Annotated in this window: 16 protein-coding genes; 11 read left to right on the top strand and 5 right to left on the bottom strand. The window is 71.5% G+C overall.

The features are described from left to right. Window positions 1-32: 32 nt before the first annotated feature. Window positions 33-1,649, top strand: a complete 1,617-nt coding sequence (locus PV682_RS08660) for a glycerol-3-phosphate dehydrogenase/oxidase (RefSeq protein WP_319725773.1) — start codon at window positions 33-35, stop codon at window positions 1,647-1,649. A 97-nt stretch (window positions 1,650-1,746) separates the two neighbouring features. Continuing rightward, complete coding sequence (locus PV682_RS08655) at window positions 1,747-2,280, top strand: SMI1/KNR4 family protein (RefSeq protein WP_319725770.1); 534 nt, start codon at window positions 1,747-1,749, stop codon at window positions 2,278-2,280. Here PV682_RS08655 and mtnK read toward each other — a convergent pair. Genes mtnK through PV682_RS08635 form a run of 4 tightly spaced genes read right to left on the bottom strand, consistent with a single transcriptional unit; the run spans window position 2,256 to window position 7,141 of the window. After that, complete coding sequence (gene mtnK, locus PV682_RS08650; RefSeq protein ID WP_319725767.1) at window positions 2,256-3,428, bottom strand: S-methyl-5-thioribose kinase; 1,173 nt, start codon at window positions 3,426-3,428, stop codon at window positions 2,256-2,258. The two genes, PV682_RS08655 and mtnK, sit on opposite strands and share 25 nt — an antisense overlap. 10 nt (window positions 3,429-3,438) lie before the next feature. After that, the gene (locus PV682_RS08645; RefSeq protein ID WP_319725766.1) at window positions 3,439-4,485 is read right to left on the bottom strand and encodes an ABC transporter permease; all 1,047 of its coding nucleotides are present in this window, start codon (window positions 4,483-4,485) and stop codon (window positions 3,439-3,441) included. Between the two features lie 30 nt (window positions 4,486-4,515). Continuing rightward, complete coding sequence (locus tag PV682_RS08640) at window positions 4,516-6,054, bottom strand: sugar ABC transporter ATP-binding protein (RefSeq protein WP_319725763.1); 1,539 nt, start codon at window positions 6,052-6,054, stop codon at window positions 4,516-4,518. Further along, complete coding sequence (locus tag PV682_RS08635; RefSeq protein ID WP_319725761.1) at window positions 6,041-7,141, bottom strand: substrate-binding domain-containing protein; 1,101 nt, start codon at window positions 7,139-7,141, stop codon at window positions 6,041-6,043. Before PV682_RS08635 ends, PV682_RS08640 begins: the two co-directional genes overlap by 14 nt. Before the next feature lie 371 nt (window positions 7,142-7,512). On the opposite strand from PV682_RS08635, the gene PV682_RS08630 reads away from it, so the two are divergent. The 3 genes from PV682_RS08630 to mtnB are packed head-to-tail and all read left to right on the top strand — an operon-like array spanning window position 7,513 to window position 9,418. Next, window positions 7,513-8,097, top strand: a complete 585-nt coding sequence (locus tag PV682_RS08630) for a 1,2-dihydroxy-3-keto-5-methylthiopentene dioxygenase (RefSeq protein ID WP_319725759.1) — start codon at window positions 7,513-7,515, stop codon at window positions 8,095-8,097. Beyond that, a complete protein-coding gene (mtnC, locus tag PV682_RS08625) occupies window positions 8,094-8,813 on the top strand; it encodes an acireductone synthase (protein ID WP_319725757.1) in 720 nt (239 codons plus the stop codon). Before PV682_RS08630 ends, mtnC begins: the two co-directional genes overlap by 4 nt. Continuing rightward, a complete protein-coding gene (mtnB, locus tag PV682_RS08620; RefSeq protein ID WP_319725755.1) occupies window positions 8,810-9,418 on the top strand; it encodes a methylthioribulose 1-phosphate dehydratase in 609 nt (202 codons plus the stop codon). Before mtnC ends, mtnB begins: the two co-directional genes overlap by 4 nt. 63 nt (window positions 9,419-9,481) lie before the next feature. Here the strand turns inward: mtnB and mtnA are convergent, their stop codons facing one another. Continuing rightward, window positions 9,482-10,513, bottom strand: a complete 1,032-nt coding sequence (gene mtnA, locus PV682_RS08615; protein ID WP_319725753.1) for an S-methyl-5-thioribose-1-phosphate isomerase — start codon at window positions 10,511-10,513, stop codon at window positions 9,482-9,484. A 318-nt stretch (window positions 10,514-10,831) separates the two neighbouring features. Here mtnA and PV682_RS08610 point away from each other — a divergent pair, with 318 nt between their 5' ends. The 6 genes from PV682_RS08610 to PV682_RS08585 are packed head-to-tail and all read left to right on the top strand — an operon-like array spanning window position 10,832 to window position 17,415. Next, window positions 10,832-11,878 (top strand): BMP family ABC transporter substrate-binding protein, encoded by a 1,047-nt coding sequence (locus PV682_RS08610; protein ID WP_319725751.1) that lies wholly within the window; start codon window positions 10,832-10,834, stop codon window positions 11,876-11,878. After that, the gene (locus PV682_RS08605; RefSeq protein WP_319725749.1) at window positions 11,859-13,430 is read left to right on the top strand and encodes an ABC transporter ATP-binding protein; all 1,572 of its coding nucleotides are present in this window, start codon (window positions 11,859-11,861) and stop codon (window positions 13,428-13,430) included. The genes PV682_RS08610 and PV682_RS08605 overlap by 20 nt, the downstream gene beginning before the upstream one ends. A 1-nt stretch (window position 13,431) precedes the next feature. Beyond that, window positions 13,432-14,517 (top strand): ABC transporter permease, encoded by a 1,086-nt coding sequence (locus tag PV682_RS08600; RefSeq protein WP_319725746.1) that lies wholly within the window; start codon window positions 13,432-13,434, stop codon window positions 14,515-14,517. After that, the gene (locus PV682_RS08595; RefSeq protein WP_319725744.1) at window positions 14,517-15,383 is read left to right on the top strand and encodes an ABC transporter permease; all 867 of its coding nucleotides are present in this window, start codon (window positions 14,517-14,519) and stop codon (window positions 15,381-15,383) included. Before PV682_RS08600 ends, PV682_RS08595 begins: the two co-directional genes overlap by 1 nt. Further along, window positions 15,380-16,132: a nucleoside phosphorylase gene (locus PV682_RS08590; RefSeq protein WP_319725743.1), complete on the top strand. Its 753-nt coding sequence runs from the start codon at window positions 15,380-15,382 to the stop codon at window positions 16,130-16,132. The genes PV682_RS08595 and PV682_RS08590 overlap by 4 nt, the downstream gene beginning before the upstream one ends. Further along, a complete protein-coding gene (locus PV682_RS08585) occupies window positions 16,129-17,415 on the top strand; it encodes an amidohydrolase (protein ID WP_319725741.1) in 1,287 nt (428 codons plus the stop codon). Before PV682_RS08590 ends, PV682_RS08585 begins: the two co-directional genes overlap by 4 nt. The last annotated feature ends 48 nt before the right edge of the window (window positions 17,416-17,463 follow it).

Raw genomic sequence — 17,463 nt, 5'->3', positions numbered from 1 at the left:
CTTCGAGCTCTGATGAGGAGTAAGAACCCGACATGACCAGTCAGCCCACCCTCCAGACCGTGCCTGCCCTGGGGACGCGCCCGGCCTCCGGCTCCAACCCGAGCCGCGCCGAGACCCGGGAACAGCTCTCCAAGGCGTCGTACGACCTCCTCGTGATCGGCGGCGGCATCCTGGGCATCTCCACCGCCTGGCACGCCGCGCAGTCCGGTCTGCGGGTGGCGCTGGTCGACGCCGGCGACTTCGCCGGCGCCACCTCCTCCGCCTCCTCCAAGCTGCTCCACGGCGGTCTGCGCTACTTGCAGACCGGCGCGGTGAAGCTGGTGGCGGAGAACCACTTCGAGCGGCGCGCGGTGTCCCGTCAGGTGGCCCCCCACCTGGCGAACCCGCTCACGTTCTACCTGCCCGTCTACAAGGGCGGCCCGCACGGCGCGGCGAAGCTCGGGGCGGGCGTGTTCGCCTACTCCGCGCTCTCCGCGTTCGGCGACGGCGTCGGCCACCTCCTGTCCCCCGCGAAGGCGGCGCAGGACGTGCCGGAGCTGCGCACCGAGAACCTCAAGGCCGTCGCGGTGTACGGCGACGACCAGATGAACGACGCGCGCATGGCGCTGATGACGGTGCGCGGCGCCGTCGAGGCGGGCGCGGCCGTCCTCAACCACGCCGAGGTCACCGGCCTGCGGTTCACCAACGGCCGGGTGACCGGCGCCGACCTCAAGGACCGGGTCTCCGGTGACGAGTTCGGGGTCAACGCGCGTCTCGTCCTCAACGCGACCGGCCCCTGGGTGGACCACCTGCGCAAGATGGAGGACCCGAACGCGGCGCCCTCCATCCGCCTCTCCAAGGGCGCGCACCTCGTCCTCAAGCGGACCTCCCCGTGGAAGGCCGCGCTCGCGACGCCGATCGACAAGTACCGCATCACGTTCGCGCTGCCCTGGGAGGACATGCTGCTCCTCGGGACGACGGACGAGGAGTACGAGGGCGACCCGGCGGACGTGTCCGTGACCGAGAAGGACACGGCGCAGATCCTCGACGAGGCCGCGTTCTCCGTCCGGGACCAGCAACTCGCCCGCGAGAACATCACGTACGCGTTCGCGGGCCTGCGCGTCCTGCCCGGCGGCCCTGGCGACACCGCCAAGGCGAAGCGGGAGACCGTCGTCACCGAGGGGCGCGGCGGGATGCTGTCCGTCGCGGGCGGCAAGTGGACGACGTTCCGGCACATCGGCCGTACGGTCATGCAGAAGCTGGAGTCCCTGCCGGGCCACCCGCTGGGCGACGACTTCGAGCCGATCTCCTCCCTGCCGAAGAAGCTGCCCCTCCCGGGCGTCGCCAACCCCCGCGCGGTCGCCCACCGCCTCCTCGTCGACAACCCGGCCCCCGGCCCCCGCATGGCCGCGGACACGGCGAAGCACCTCGCGACCCACTACGGCTCCCTCGCCTTCGACATCGCCCGCCTGGCGAACGAGAACCCGGAGCTGGCGGAGCGCGTCCACCCCGACGCCCCCGAGATCTGGGCCCAGGTCGTCTACGCCCGCGACAACGAGTGGGCCGAGACCCAGGACGACGTCCTGCGCCGCCGCACGACCCTGACGATCCGTGGGCTCGCCACGGACGAGGTACGGGCGAAGGTTCAGGACCTGCTCGACAAGAAGTAACCGGTACGGCCCGAAAGGGGTGGCACCTCCGGCTTCGTCTCCGGGTGCCACCCCTTTCGCGTACCCGGTTGTCAGTGCCGGGTGTTACCCATGAGGCATGGGGACAGACACCGAGAAGGCCGACCCGGAAGACCTCGCGATGCTGCGGGAGTCGTTCGGCAAAGACACGTCACCGCTGGGCTGGGAGGAGGTGCGGCGGTTCGAGGAGGCGCACGATGTGGTGCTGCCGGAGCCGTTCCGCACGCTCGTGGCGGAGATCGCGGACGGCTCCTTCCAGGGTCCGCCGGAGTACGGGTGGGTGGGGCTCGCCGAGAGCGCCGAGGGTCAGCGGCTGGCCGCGCCTTTCCCGCTCACCGGGATGTGGGTGTGGGAGGAGGACCCCGACGCCGCCGTCGAAGGGATCGAGGGGGTCGTCCACCACGGTTCGCTGAACCTGGGTACGGACGGGTGCGGGATGGACTGGCACCTCGTCGTCACCGGCCCGCAGCGCGGGCGGGTCTGGCTCGTCACCGGCGAGGGTGCGATGCCGCACAGCCGACCGTGGTTCATCGACTGGGTGCGGCAGTGGGCCGCCGGTGAGGAGTGGTTCCAGGAGAGCGAGGCGGGTCAGGCCAGCGAGGCCACCAGTTGACGTACCGATTCCACGTCGCGCAACTCCTCGCGGCGCACGATCAGTTCGCGGCCCAGGAGGAGGGCCCTGCGGGAGGCCGGGGCCGGGTCGGGGAGGGTTGTGAGGTCGGTCAGGTGGGCGAAGCCGATGATGCGGCGGATGATTTCCGTGCCGGCGTAGCCGACCGACTCCGTCCAGATCCGGTGGAGGAAGCGGTCCAAGTAGGCGTCGTCGAAGAAGGTGTCGACCCGGGTCGGCCACAGGCGGCGGAACTCCGCCTCGAACGCCTCCCAGGAGAGGCGGAGTTGGTCGGCGTGGTCGGTCAACCGGCCGAGGGCGCGGGCGCGTTCCTCCGAGACGAGGGCGTTGGCCCAGTACAGGCCGAGGTCGTAGCCGATCGGGCCGACGAAGGAGAACTCGGGGTCGAAGACGCGGACCACGTGGGAGCCGTCCCGCTCCCCCACCATGACGCTGCCCGTGTGGAGGTCGCCGTGCAACAACGCCTGTGCGCTGGTCATGAACGTGTGGCGGAGGTCGGCGACCTCGGTGCGGAGCACCCCGTCCGCGCGGAAGGCGGCGGCGAGGTCCGTCAACTCCGGGAGCCAGTGGTTGTGTTCGTGCTCGATGTACGGCTCGGAGAGGACGACGTCCTCGGTGATCTTGCACAGCTCGGGGCTGACCGACGCGGCGACCAGGGCCTTGCGTTCGGCGGACGGCATCCCGAAGTCGCTGGTGGTGAAGGTGAGTTGCGCGACGAACTCGCCGATCCGCGCCGACGTCTCCGTACCGTAGGACGCGCCCTCGTTGAGGAGCGTGCGCAGGACCTCCAGGTCGGACATGTCCTCCATGACGAGGGCGTGGTTCTCGGGGTCGTAGCCGAGGATCGCGGGGATCTTGTCGGGGGCGACCTTCGCGACCTGCTCGTACGCGCGCGCCTCGGCGTCCGCGCGGTCGGGGTTCATCGGCCAGGAGGGCCCGGCGACCCGCACCCAGGGCAGCGCCTGCTTGACGGCGAGACTGCGGCTGCCGTCGGCGGACGACGCGAGGAAGACCCGGTTCATGTTGCCGTCGGAGACCTCGCGGACCCCGGGGTCGGCAGCCCCCTCCCAGTGGCCGCGCTCCCGCAGGTACGCCGGGATGTCCTCGGTCTCCAGGATGCGGTAACCCATCAGAACTCCCTCATGCGGTACGGCGTTTGGACAGGGTGAAGCTGAAGACGAGCGCGAGGATGAGCACGGCGCCCTCGACGACGTCCTGTGTGTAGTACGGCAGGCCCTTGATGGTGAGCCCGGTGGTGATGATGCCGATGAGGACGGCGCCCAGCGCGGTCCCCCACACGTTGGGCCGCCCCCGGCCGAGCACCGACGTACCGACGAGCGCGACGGCGACGGCCTCCAGGAGCTGCGAGGTACCGGCGCTGACGTCGCCCTGCCCGATGCGGGAGGCGAGGATCAGCCCGCCGACCGACGCGAGGACCCCGGAGATGACGTACGCGAGCGCGCGGTAGGCGCCGACGCGGATGCCGGCCAGCCGGGACGCCTCGGGGTTCGCGCCGATGGCGTACAGCACGCGTCCCCAGCGGGTGCGGGCGAGGAACACCCACGCGGCGACGGTCAGCCCGCCGAAGATGAGGACGGAGATCGGGATGCCGAAGACGGTCCCCCGGTCGATCTTCAGGAACCCGGCGGTGAACTTGCCGGGCGCGGTCGAGCCGTCGGACATGGTCATGCCCGGCGTGATCGACTGCCCGTCGACGAGGATCAGTTTGCTGCCCTGGATGACGAACATCGTGCCGAGCGTGGCCAGCATGTCGGGGATCTTCAGGACGACGATCAGCAGCGCGTTCAGCAGACCGGCGAGCGCGCCCGCGATCAGCACGGCGACGATCGCGACCGCGCCGACCTGGTTGTGGACGACCATGGTCTGCGCGGCGACCGACACCCCGAGCCCGGCGACCGCGCCGACGGACATGTCCATGCCGCCGACAGCCATGGTGAGGGTGACGCCGAGGCCGAGGATCGCGGCGACGGACACGTACCGCAGCGTGTCGAGGAGGGTCGCCGACTCGCGGAAGGAGCCCTCGCTCAGCGCGAAGTACAGGAACAGCGCGACCGTCACGAAGATGAACCCGTACTTGATGACGGCGTTCTGGACGCGCAGGGCGGTGGAGGCCGCGGACGGGATCGCCGTCACCGCGCGGACCTCGGTGCTCTGAGTGGTGGTCATGGAGGGCTGCTTCCTTCGGCGAGGCGAGCGTCAGACGGACGCCGAGATGGTCTGGATCACGCGGTCGCGCTGCGCGTCGTCGCCGTACGCGTCGAGGTGGACCTCGCCGCCCGCGAGGACGACGACCCGGTCGGCGGTCTCCAGGATCTCGTCGACGTCGGCGGACAGGACGAGGACGGCGGCTCCCTCGGCGGCGAGTTGCCGGGCGCGGCGGCCGATGTCGCGGCGCGCCCCGATGTCCACGCCTCGGAACGGCTCATCCAGGATGAGGACGCGCGGGGTCTCGGCGAGCCAGCGGCCGACGACGACCTTCTGCTGGTTGCCGCCGGACAGCTCCTCGACGCTGCTGTGCTCGTCGCGGGTGACGACGCCGAGGGCGGCGATGGTGTCGCGGCCGAGCGCGTCCTCCTTCGAGCCCTGGAGGAGGCCCAGGCGGGACAGGGACTTCAGGAACGGCAGCGACACGTTCTGGGCGACCGACCAGCCGGGGACGAGCGCGTCGGCGTGCCGGTCCTCGGGGACGAGGTGGACGCCGGCGCGGATCGCGTCGGCGGGGCGGCGGGGCGCGTACGGCTTGCCGTCCAGGTCGACGGCGCCCGCGAGGAAGGGTTCCGCGCCGAACAGGCCGCGCGCCAGCTCGGTCTTGCCGGCGCCCAACAGGCCGACGACGCCGGTGACTTCACCGGCGCGCAGGTCGAGGTCGAGGGGTTTCTGCCCCGGGAAGAGACGGACTCCGCGCAAGGACAGGGCCACGTCACCGGAGACGCCCTCCCGTTCCGGGCGCGCGGTCGTCGCCTCCTGCTCCTGGGCGAGCATCGCGCGCAGGGCGGCGTCCCAGTCGAACGGTTTCGCCTGGTCCTCGGTGAGACGGCCGTCCCGCAGGACGACCAGACGGTCCGCGAGCGCGTCGATCTCGCCGAGGCGGTGGGAGACGTACAGCACGGCGATGCCGTCCGCGCGCATCCTCTCGACCAGCGCGAAGAGGCGTTCGGCCTCGGCGGCGGAGAGCGCGGAGGTCGGTTCGTCGAGGATGAGGAGGCGGGGGCGGGTCGCCAGCGCGCGGGCCAGGATCAGCAACTGGCGGTCGGAGATGCCGAGTTCGGTGACGTCGCGCTTGAGGACGGCGTCGCTCCAGTCGAGGCCGAGTCCGGCCTGGATCTCGCGGGCGCGGGCCAGCGTACGGCGGCCGTTGAGGAACGGGTTGCCGCGCTGCTGGGCGAGTTCCTCGAAGACGAGGTTCTCGGCGACGGAGAGGCCGGGGACGATGCCCTCACCGATCCGCTGGTGCACGGTCTGGATCCCCAACTTGCGGGCGGCGGACGGGGATTGGAGGGCGACGGGGTCCCCCGCCACCCGTACCTCGCCGCCGTGTCCCGCGTGCACGCCGGACAGGATCTTGATCAGCGTCGACTTCCCGGCGCCGTTCGCGCCGAGCAGCGCGACGACGGTGCCGGGGGCGATGTCGAGGGAGACGGAGGCGAGGACGGTCTTGCCGCCGAACGCCATGCTGACGTCGGTGAGACCGACGGCCGGTGTCCCCGTAGAAGCCGGTGTCTCAGTGGGCGACATTCGCGATCCAGTCCGCGGTCGACACCTGGGACAGGTTCAGCGCCGGCAGCGCCGCCCGCAGCTGGTCCATGTTCGCGATCTTCTTCTCGCGCAGGAAGTCCTGGGTGATGGCGACCGCCGGGAACTCGACGGTGGTCCTGCCGAGCTGCCCGGCCAGTTCCAGGGCCGTCGTACGGACGACCGCCGCGCCGACGGCGGACGGGTCCGTGCCGGCGGTGGCGACCCACGGGCTGTCGGCGGCGGTCATCTGCTGGATGTCCGCGTTGGAGACGTCCGCGCCGAAGACCTTGACCTTGTCCTGGAGCTTCTTGTTCTGGACGGCGAGGACGGTGCCCTTGGCGAGCTCGTCGTAGGGCGCGAAGACGCCGGTGACGTCGGAGTTCTGGGTCAGCGCGGCGGAGACCAGCGGCACGTTGTCCGTGGCGGTGGAGTCGGTGACCTTGCCGACCTTGAACGCCTGCTTCCAGCCCTGCGCGGTGACCTCGGTCTTCCAGACGGAGTCCCGCTTGTCGAGGGCGGCGTACCCGGCGACGTTGACGTACCCGACCTTGGCGTTCTTGCCGAGGGTCTTCGCCATGACGTCCAGGACGGCCTGGGCCATGCTCGCGTCGTTCTGCCGGGTCGTGACGACGCCCTTGGTGGCGGTCTCCACGTCGTAGACGACGACCTTGACGCCCTTCTTGACGGCCTCGTCGATCTCCGGCTGGATCGTCGCCGGGAAGCCGTGGTCGACGATGATCGCCTTGGCGCCGGAGTTGATCGCGGAGGAGAGGTCGGTGGCCTGCTTGGCGTTGTCGGCCTGCGCGTCGTACACCGTCAGGTCGATGCCCAGCGCCTTGGCCTGGGCCTTCGCGCCGTTGCCCCACTGCTCGAAGTAGTCGCCGGCGCCGCTCTGGCGGACCAGGGCCACCTTGACCGCGCCCGAGGCGAAGGGCGCGGGCTTCTTGCCGGTGGCGGCCTTGGCCGAGGCGGCCGTGTCGCCGCCCGCCTTGGTGGAGGCGTCCGAGGACTGGGAGCAGGCGCTCAGCGCGAGGGCCGAGACGGACACCAGCGAGAGCGCGGCGAGAGGCAGGCGGGTACGGGACATGAGGGGCTCCAGGTACGGGTGGTGCGAAAGAAACGCGCCATGGGGCGCGCGCCGGGGGAGGCGAGGAGTCGAGGGCTCCGGGAGCGGTCAGCGACAGCTGGCTGTGGTCGACCGGAGCAAGTCCACGTACAGCCGCCGCACGAGCAGCAGCGTCTTCATAGACAGATGATGTGAACGGTTTCAGCCATACGTCAAAGGCGTAAAAGGGGATTCTCACGGAATGAGACAACGACTACGTCACACGGGGTGATCGTCCGGCCTGGAGTTACCATCGCGGGACCGGCACCTGCCCCTTTCCGCCCCGACCGTCCGCAGCCCGTCTCGGCATCCGGACGGACCGGCCCTTCCAGACAGATCCTGGAGCTGCTGTCATGACCCTCCTGACCACCTGGTCCGAATCCGGCCCCGAGACCCAGATCCGCCGGACCTCCGACCCCGCCGAGATCGCCGAGGCGCTCAAGCCGCTGGGCGTGCGCTACGAGCAGTGGCCGATCCGCGAGGACGTGCCGTTCGACGCGGACAGCGAGACGGTGTTCTCGGCGTACGGACCGGAGATCGAGAAGCTGACCGCGGAGGAAGGCTTCACCACGGTCGACGTCCTCGGTCTGCACCCCAGCGACGACCCGGAGTTCCCGGCGAAGGCGAAGGCCGCGCGCGAGAAGTTCCTCCAGGAGCACACGCACGACGACGATGACGAGGTCCGCTTCTTCGTCTCCGGCTCCGGCATCTTCTACCTGCACGTGAACGGCGAGGTCCACGCGGTGTTCTGCGAGAAGGGCGACCTGCTGGGCGTGCCGCGCGGGACGACGCACTGGTTCGACATGGGCACCAGCCCCTCGTTCACCGCGATCCGCTTCTTCCACGAGGAGGACGGCTGGATCGGCAACTTCACCGGTTCGACGATCGCGTCCCGCTTCCCGGACTACGACACGATCGCCGCCGGGTACGTCGCGTGACGCTCCGGTACGCCGTCGACGCCGTGGTGCTCGACATCGAGGGCACCACGAGCGCGACGGGGTTCGTGGTGGACGTGCTGTACCCGTACTCGCGTGACCGGTTCGCGGAACTGCTGTCCCAGCGGGCGGACGAGCCGGCCGTCGCGCGGGCGATCACGCAGGTCCGTGAGGTGTCCGGCGAGCCGGACGCCGATGCCGCCGCGGTCGAGAAGACGCTGAACGCGTGGCTGGACGAGGACCGCAAGGCGACGCCGCTGAAGACCCTCCAGGGGATCATCTGGTCGGAGGGTTTCGCGCGGGGCGACCTCGTCTCGCACTTCTACGACGACGTCGTCCCGGCGCTGCGGGCCTGGCACGCGGCCGGTGTCCGGCTGTACGTCTACTCCTCGGGGTCGGTCGCGGCGCAGCGGGCGTGGTTCTCCTCGACGCCGGACGGCGATCTGCTGCCGCTGACCTCGGGGCTGTACGACACGGAGAACGCCGGGCCCAAGCAGGAAGCGGCGTCCTACCGCCGTATCGCCTCGGCGGCCGGGGTCGAGCCGTCCCGGCTCCTGTTCCTCTCCGACCGGCCCGGCGAGCTGGACGCGGCCCGCGAGGCCGGGTGGCACGCCGTCGGCATCCGGCGGCCCGGGGAGCCGTACTTCGAGCAAGGCGTCGGGGACCACGCGCAGGCCGGGTCCTTCGACGAGATCACCGTTTCCAGGAGCACGACATGACCGCCGACATCACCGCGCAGGACCTCCACGAGGCGGGGGCCGTGCTCGCCGCCGAGTCCGCCCGGTTCGCCTCCTTCGGGTGGATGCGGGGGACGTCCGGCAACCTGTCGGTCGTGCTGTCCCGCGATCCGCTGCGGCTCGCGGTGACGGCGAGCGGGCACGACAAGGGTGAACTGACGCCCGCCGACGTGGTGTTGGTGGACGGGCAGGGGGCGGCCGTGCAGGGCGGGAAGCCGTCCGCCGAGGCCGAACTCCACGCGCGGGTCGCGGCGTTGACCGGTGCCGGGGCGGTCGTCCATGTCCACACGGTCGCGTCGGTGACGATGGGGCACCGGAAGCCGGGCGGGATTCCGTTCCGGGACGTCGAGATGCTGAAGGGCGTGGGGCAGCCCGCGCACGACGTCGAGGTGATCCTGCCGGTCATCGCCAACAGCCAGGACATGAAGGAGCTGGGCGACCGTCTTGAGGAGGCGCGGAACCCCTCGATGCCGGCGGTCGTCGTGGCGGGGCACGGGCTGTACGTGTGGGGGGCGGACCCGCGTCAGGCTCGGCACCACACCGAAGTCGTGGAGTGGCTGCTGGAGTTGGAGCTGGCCCGGCGCTGAGATCCGAGGCGTCGAAAAGGGAGGGAGCCCGCGAAACGGCCCCCTCCCTTTTTGATGCCCTGTCTACTTGAGGCGCTCGCCCGGGAGTTCGCCCGCCGAGACCTCCAACACCCCGCGTTCCGTGACCAGTCCGGTGACGAGGCGGCCCGGGGTCACGTCGAACGCCGGGTTGTGGCCGCGCGACTCGGCGGGGGCCGTGCGGATGCCGCCCCACTCCAACACCTCGTCCTCGCCCCGGAGTTCGATGTGGATGTCGTCGCCGGTGGCCGTGGCGAGGTCGACCGTGGTCGTGGGGGCCGCGACGAGGAAGGGGATCCCGGCGTCGGCGCAGGCGAGGGCGACGCCGACCGTGCCGACCTTGTTCGCGGTGTCGCCGTTGGCGGCGATGCGGTCGGCGCCGACGACGGCCGCGTCGACCTCGCCGCGCAGGATGGTCCCGGCGGCGGCGCCGTCCGCCTGGACGTAGTGCGGGATGCCCTCCTGGACCAGCTCCCAGGCGGTGAGCCTCGATCCCTGGAGCAGGGGACGCGTCTCGTCGGCGTACACGACCTCGACCAGGCCGCGCGCGTGGAGTTCGCGGATGACGCCGAGCGCCGTGCCCCAGCCGGTCGTGGCGAGCGCGCCGGTGTTGCAGTGGGTGAGGATGCGCAGCGGCCGGTCGACGCCGGTCTTCTTGATCAGCCAGTCCGCGCCGTGGACGCCCGTCGCGTGGTTCGCCTCGACGTCCTCGCGCTGGACGGCGGCGGCTTCTTCGAGGACCGCGTCGAGCCCTTCGGCGAACCGGGTCATGACGCGGTCGACGCAGACCATCAGGTTCACGGCGGTGGGCCGGGCCTCGCGGATGCGGGCGACGGCGTCCAGGATCTGGAGGTCGGTCCACCCCTCGCGCTCGCCCTGGATCAGCGCGATGGCGACCCCGTACGCCCCGGCGGCGCCGATCGCGGGAGCGCCCCGGACGACGAGCCGCTTGATCGCGTCGACCAGGGTGTCCACATCGCGGACGTCCATGGTCGCGGTGCGGTGCGGCAGCAGAGTCTGGTCGATCAGCGCGAGACCGGATCCGGTCCAGTCGACGGCACGCAGTTCCTGGGACATGAGGGATCGCTCCTGGGGGTCCTGTCGGTGTCCGATACCGTACATGACCTCGAAGAACCACAGTTCGAGACGGTCTGTCCGTTGGCCGAGACCCAGTGGTACAGTCCACCACCGATTCCCCCGGCCGAGACGAAGGAGGAGACGTGCCCCTGCTCACGAAGCGCCGTTCCCTGGACTTCGGCCGGTGCCGCGGCGACCGCTGTCGCGGTTGAGCCCTTCCCCCACACCGCTCGCACGACCCCTCTCCCCCAGCGCTCTCGCGGCCCGGCACCGTCGCCCCCGCGGAGTGCCGCTCGCCATACCCGGAAGGCTCCCCCGATGCCCCGCAGACCTCGCCGCACCCTCCAGCTCACGGCGCTCGCCGCCGGTACGGTCCTGCTCGCGACCGCCTGCAACGCCGCCGCGAAGAAGGACACCGACGCCTCCGGCACTTCCGGCAAGTCGTTCACGCTGGTCACCCCGGACGCGGTGGGCCAGAACGAGTTCCTGAAGCTCGCGGTCACCGGCGTCGAGGCGGCGGCGAAGGAGCACGGCGGCTCACAGAAGGTGTACCAGTCCACGGACACCGCGTCTCAGCAGCAGAACGTCCAGGCGGCCGTGGACGCGAAGCCGGACGTCATCGTCCTGGTCGGCTTCGAGTTCGCGGACATCGTCGCCCAGCAGGCGCAGAAGAACCCGGGCCAGCAGTTCCTGATCGTCGACGCGTGCACGCCGAAGACGTACAAGAACGTGAGCTGCGCGGTCTTCCGCGAGCACGAGGGCGTCTACCTCGCGGGCGCCGAGGCGGGCCTGCTGTCCAAGTCCGGGAAGGTCGGCGCGGTCGACGTCCTCGACACCCCGCAGTTCCGCCGCTACAGCGACCCGTTCGCGGCCGGCGCCAAGAAGGTCGCGCCGAAGACGTCCACGGGGACGCGGTTCGTCGGCGGCCAGTCCCCCTTCGACGACTCGGCGCGCGCGAAGGAGCAGGCGAACACGCTCCTCTCGCAGGGCTACGACCAGCTGATGGCGGCGGCTGCGGCCGGGAACTACGGCGTCTTCGAGGCGGCGAAGGCCAAGGGCGCGTTCGCGTACGGCGTGGACGTGAACCAGTGCGTCTCGTCCCCCGGGACGGTCGTGGACAACGTGATCAAGCGCACCGACATCGCCGTCCAGAAGGGCATCGACGCGGTGCTCGGCGGCAAGGCGGGCACGACCGTGTCGTACGGCCTGAAGGAGGGCGGCATCAGCCTGACCGGCCTGGAGGCCGGGGTGGCCGACTCGAAGTGCGTGATCGCCCGGCATCCGGACGTGCTGACCAAGGTGAAGGCCCTGCGCGACCAGATCGTCTCCGGTGAGCTGACCGTCGATGACCCCGCCGCGAGCTGAGGCGCCGGTCGCTGTCGAGCTGCGGGGGATCACGAAGCGGTTCCCCGGCACGCTCGCCAACGACTCCGTCGACCTGGCCGTCCCGCACGGTGAGATCCACGCGCTGATGGGTGAGAACGGCGCGGGCAAGTCGACGCTCATGTCGGTGCTGTACGGCATGCTGCGCCCGGACGCCGGGACGATCCGCGTGGACGGCCGCGAGGTCGTCTTCGCGAACCCGTCCGACGCGATGGCCGCCGGGCTCGGCATGGTCCACCAGAGCTTCAAGCTGTTCGACTCGCTGACGGTCGCGGAGAACGTCGTGTACGCCGCCGAGCCGCGCCGCTTCGGCCTGGTGGACCGGAACGCCGCCCGGCGCCGGGTGCGGGAGCTGGCCGAGGAGCACGGCCTCGCGGTCGAAGCGGACGCGCGGGTCGGGGAGTTGCCGGTCGGGCTGCGGCAACGCGTGGAGATCCTCAAGCTGTTGCACCGGGGTGCGCGCACGCTGATCCTCGACGAGCCGACGGCTGTACTGACCCCGGCGGAGGCGGACGCCCTGTTCGCCGTCCTCACGTCCCTTGCCGGGCAAGGGCGTTCGGTCATCCTCGTCACGCACAAGCTGCGTGAGGTGCTGGCGGCCTCGGACCGGGTGACGGTCCTGCGGGACGGGCGGGTCGTGTCGCGGCTGGTCACCGCGGAGACGTCGGCGCGGGAGATCGCCGCCGCGATGACGGGCCGGGCGGTCGAGCTGGACCGGGTGCACGCGGCGGGGACGCCGGGTGAGCCGGTGCTCGACGTACGCGGTCTCTCCGCTCAAGGCGTCCACGATGTGGACCTCGCGGTCCGGGCCGGGGAGATCGTCGGGATCGCCGGTGTCGCCGGGAACGGGCAGAGCGAGCTGGTCGAGGCGCTGGCCGGGCTGCGGCCGGTGACCGGAGGACGCGTGTCCGTCCGGGGCCGCGACCTCACGCACGCGTCCGCCGCCGAACGCCGGGCGCACGGGCTGGCGTACGTCCCCGAGGACCGGCACGCGGTCGGTACGGCGCCTGCGGCGAGCGTCGCCGAGAACCTCGCGATGGGCCACCACCGCACCTCGCTGTCCCGGCGCGGCCTGCTGGCGCCCGGCGCGGTCCGCGAACACGCGCGCACGCTGGTCGAGCGGTTCGGCGTGAAGACGGCGGCCACCTCGGCGCCGGCCTCCTCCCTGTCCGGCGGCAACCTCCAGAAGCTCCTCATCGGCCGCGAACTCGCCCACGGGGCACCCCTGTTGCTGGTGGAGCAGCCGACCCGGGGCGTCGACATCGGGGCCGTGCAGAACATCCACGACCAACTGATCGCGTACCGGGACGCCGGGCACGCGATGCTCCTCGTCTCGGCCGAGCTGAGCGAGATCCGGGGGCTCGCGGACCGGGTGCTGGTGATGTACGAGGGGCGGGTGACGGCGTCGTACGGGAAGGAAGAGGCGGACGAGCGGATGCTGGGGCTGGCGATGGCAGGCGGGAGCGGCGCGGCTGTGAGCGCGGGTGCACGCGGGGGTACGGACGAGGGCGCGGACGAGGGTGTGGGCATCTGATATGACTGTCGACCGCCTCACCGCAACCCTCCGCTCCCCCGTCACCTCCTCCGTCCTCGCCGGTCTCCTCATCGGCGCCCTCTTCCTCCTCGGCACCGGCTCCGACCCCCTGACCGCCTACGACGCCGTCCTGACCGGCGCGCTCGGCGCGGACGGCATCGGTGCCACCCTCACCACGACGACCAGCGTCCTGGGCCTCGCCCTCGCGCTGGCCGTGCCGCTGCGCGCCGGGCTGATCAACCTCGGCGGCGACGGACAGCTGGTGCTGGGCGGCATCACGGCGGCGGCCACCGCCCTGTACTCCCCGCTCCCGGCACCGCTGACCGTCGTCCTGGCCCTCCTCGCGGGGATGGCCGTCGGCGCCGGGTACGCCGTGCTGGCCGCCCTCTGCGAGAACCGCTTCGGTGTCCCGCTGCTGGTCAGCAGCCTGTTGCTGAGCTATCCGGCGGTGTCGCTGGCCTCGTACCTGGCCCGGCACCCGCTGAAGGAGCCGGGCTCCAGCCTCCCCCAGACGCGGGCGTTCCCGGACGGCGTGTCCCTGCCGGCGTTCGGGGACTCGACGGTCACCGTCGGCCTGGTCCTGGTCGTCCTCGCGGCGGCGGCCTACTGGTTCACGGACCGGCGGACGGCGTTCGGGTACGAGATCCGCATGACGGGGCTCAACTCCCGTTTCTCCGCGTACGCCGGGGTCGAACGGGCGGGCCTGACGCTGAAGTTGATGTCCGTTTCGGGTGCGCTCGCCGGACTCGTGGGCGCCATCGGGGTGTTGAGCTTCCCGTACCGCTTCGTGGACGGTTCGCTGACCGCGCCGGGCTACACCTGGACGGGGCTCACGGCGGCGCTGCTGGCGACGGCGGCCCCGGTCGGCACGGTGATCGCGGCATTCTTCTTCGCGGTCCTCCAGGTCGGAGGGCTCGCGATGGAGCGGACGACGGAGGTGCCGCGCGAGCTGACGCAGGTGCTGCAAGCGATCGTGATCGTATTCCTGGCGGCCCGACTCCGGTTCCCGCAACGGCTGTTCAGGAAGGTGCGGCCGTCCGGGAAGCCGGGCCCGGCCGAGAAGTCCCCGAAAGCGGAGGCCGTCTGATGTTCTTCGACTCCGACCTCCTGATGTCGGCCCTGCGCGCCCTCACCCCGATCCTCCTCGCCGCCCTCGGCGGGGCGATCTGCGAGCGCGCGGGTGTGTTCAACATCGGCCTCGAAGGCATGATGCTGCTGGGCTGCTTCACGTCGGTCGCCACGAGCTGGTTCACCGGCAGCCCCTGGCTCGGCGTCCTCGCGGCGGCTCTCGCGGCGGCGGCGTACTCGCTGGTCCTCGCGGTCGGCGCGGTGACGCTGAAGGGTGACGCGGTGGTGCTCGGCATCGCCATGAACCTCCTCGCCGTCGGCCTGACGGGCTTCCTGCTGCGCACGGTCTTCGGCGTGCAGGGCACGTTCAGCGACCCGAGCCTCAACGGCCTTCCCCTGGCAGGGGGGTTCACCCCGCTCACGTACCTGTCGTGGCTCGCGGTCGCCGTGGCCGCGCTCGTGCTGTCCCGGCACGTGTGGGGCCTCAGGCTGCGCGGCGTGGGTGAATCCCCGGACGCCGCCGCGACATTGGGGGTCAGCCCGGCGAAGTACCAGTACGGGGCCGTACTGTTGTCGGGCGTGCTGTGCGGACTGGCCGGCGCCCAACTCGCCCTGGGGAACGTCACGTTGTTCACCGAGAACATGACGGCGGGCCGTGGCTGGATCGCGGTCGTCGCGGTGATGCTGGGCCGTGCGCTGCCGGTCGGTGTGCTGCTGGCGGCGCTGCTGTTCGGCCTCGCGGAGGCGGTCGGCTTCCGTCTCCAAGGCGTCGGCCTCCCCCAGCAGGCCACCGACGCCGCGCCGTACGTCGTCACGCTCGGCGCCCTGTTCCTGTCGACGGCCCGCCGCCGTCGCCGTACCCCTTCTCCTGGAGCCGTCTCATGACGCAGGATCTCCTGCCGGTCACCCGAATTCCCCGTACCGGCCTGCCCGTTCACGCGGTCGTCGTCGGCGACCCGGCGCGCGCCGGGGTCGTCGCCGAGCTGCTCGACGGGGCGGCGGAGGTGTCGTACCAGCGTGAGTACCGTGTCTTCAGCGGGAGTTGGAAGGGCCTGCCGGTCGTCGTCGCCTCGCACGGGGTGGGCGCGCCGGGCGCGAACCTCCTCTTCCAGGAGCTGGCGGACGCGGGGGTGCGGACGATCCTGCGGTTCGGTACGGCGGGTGCGATGAAGCCGGGGATCGCGGACGGCGATCTGGTGATCGCCGAGGCGGCGGTCCGGGACGACGGGGTCACCCAGCAGCTCCTGCCGCCGGAGTACCCGGCGTTCGCGGCCCCCGAGGCGGTCCTCGCCCTCCAGCGGGCGGCCCGCGAGACCGGCGCCCCGCACCACCGGGGCATCGTGTGGACTCGTGCCGCCTTCCAGCCGGGCCACCTCCCCCTGTTCGCGTACACCGGCGTCGGCCTCGCCGCGATCGAGATGGAGCTCTCCGCCCTCCTGGTCACGGCGTCGCTGCGGGGCCTGACGGCGGGCGGCGTCCTGGTCGTGGACGGCGCGAACGCCGACGAGTTGGTCGACGAGGAGGGCACCAGCGTGTACGACCCGCACCGGGACGTCGTCGCGCAGGGCGTCGAGCGGGGTGCCGTGGTCTCGCTGGAGGCGCTGCGGCTGCTGGCGGAGGAGAACTCCCGGTGAGTGTCGACCTGTTGGTGCACGGGGGTGACGTCCTGACGGTGGACGACGCCGGAACTGTCGTACCCGAAGGGGCGGTTGCGGTCCACGACGGCGAGATCGTCGCCGTGGGTCCCGCCGAGGAACTGCAACGGCGTTACGAGGCCCGGGAGTTCATCGACACCTCGGGGTGTCTGGTCCTGCCGGGGTTCGTCAACACGCACACCCACCTCGCGATGACGCTGCTGCGCGGCCGTGCCGACGACGTCACGCTCCAGGGCTTCCTGGAGCGGGTGTTGAAGTGGGAGGCGGAGCTTCTCACGCCGGAGAACGTGGCGGCGGCGGTGCGGCTCGCGGCGGCCGAGTCCATCCGGGCCGGGGTCACCACCGCGCTCGACATGTACTGGTTCCACGAGGCGGCCGAGCGGGTCGCGCGGGAGGCGGGCTGGCGGCTGCTGACCGGGCCGACGTTCATGGACGTCCCCGAGCCGCCGGACGGGATGGCGTTCGAGGCGCGAACTACCTGGGCGCGTAAGGATCTTGAGGCCCATACCCGCGTCCGCCCTGTCGTCTTCGCCCACTCCGCCTACACCCTCTCCCCCGCCCAGCTCACCGACGTCTTCGCTCTGGCGCGGGAGTTCGGCGCGCTGGTCCACATCCACGCGGCGGAGAACGCCACCGAGGTCGCGACCGTCGAGGTCAAGTACGGGAAACGCCCGGTGGAGTTGCTGGACTCCCTCGGTCTCCTCGGCCCGGACGTCCTGCTCGCGCACGCCGTCGACCTGACCGGCCCGGAGATCGCGGCACTGGCCCGCACCGGCACCTCGGTCGCCCACTGCCCCGTGTCGAACCTGAAGCTGGGCTGCGGGATCGCCCCCGTACCGAGGCTGCTCGGCGCGGGCGTCACCGTCGGGCTCGGCACGGACGGCGCGGTCAGCTCCAACGCGCTGGACGTGCTGGGTGCCGTACGGCAGGCCGCGCTGGTGCACAAGGCGGGCGGGGACCCGACGGCGGTGGGTGCCGAGCAGGCCGTACGGATGGCGACCGGCTGGGGTGCGCGGGCGCTGGGGCTCGGGGAGCGGATCGGGTCGCTGGAGGCGGGCAAGCGGGCGGATCTCGTCGTCGTGGACCTGTCCGGCCCGCATCTGCGGCCTCGGCACGACCCGTGGTCGACGCTGGCGTACGCGGCGCGCGCCGACGACGTGCGGGACACGGTCGTCGACGGGAGGGTCCTGATGCGGGGGCGGGCGCTGACCACGCTGGACGAGTGTTCGGTGGTCGCGGATCTGGAGTCACTGATCGTCTGAACCCTCATAATGGCCGCTAGACCTCCGATGTCTGGGGTGTCGGAAACA

The sequence above is a fragment of the Streptomyces niveiscabiei genome (assembly GCF_033794345.1).
Lineage (GTDB): Bacteria > Actinomycetota > Actinomycetes > Streptomycetales > Streptomycetaceae > Streptomyces > Streptomyces niveiscabiei.
The sequence above is the reverse complement of the archived record's forward strand: the minus strand, read 5'-3'. Positions and strand labels throughout refer to the sequence as shown.